The organism is Pseudomonas sp. E45-MNA-CIBAN-0222 (assembly GCF_040310405.1).
GTDB classification, from domain to species: domain Bacteria; phylum Pseudomonadota; class Gammaproteobacteria; order Pseudomonadales; family Pseudomonadaceae; genus Stutzerimonas; species Stutzerimonas stutzeri_AC.
This window is the reverse complement of the sequence record NZ_JBEOPU010000058.1, coordinates 1-348: the sequence shown is the minus strand read 5'-3', so window position 1 is coordinate 348 and position 348 is coordinate 1. Positions and strand designations below refer to the sequence as shown.

Here is a 348-nt window from a genome sequence, read left to right as displayed (position 1 = left end):
ATTCCATTCCCAAGGCTTTCGCAACTCGATTGGCCAAGTCTTCATCGATATGCGGCAAGTGACTTAGCATACGAGTACGAACGTGTGCGGTGTCTACTTTACCTAGCTCGAACGCATAAGCTGAAGCGATATGTGCTTGCTCTGTAGGCGTTTGGCTACGATAGAACATACGCGGCTGACTATAATGGTCAGCGAAGCTCTCAGCGCGTACGCGGCCTTTTACACCGTCATCTAACTGCTCATGGAACGACTCAAAGCCACGCTTGACACTTTCACGTGGACGAGTGGCATCTAAGCTTTGTGGCTCATAAAGGGTGCGAGTTTTCGGCACTTGCATCTGCATATGAC

General features: G+C 50.0%; 1 protein-coding gene. It reads right to left on the bottom strand.

From position 1 onward, the window contains the following. A partial coding sequence (locus tag AAEZ08_RS22770) for a catalase-related domain-containing protein (protein ID WP_500125155.1) occupies positions 1-348 on the bottom strand: 348 nt, incomplete at both ends.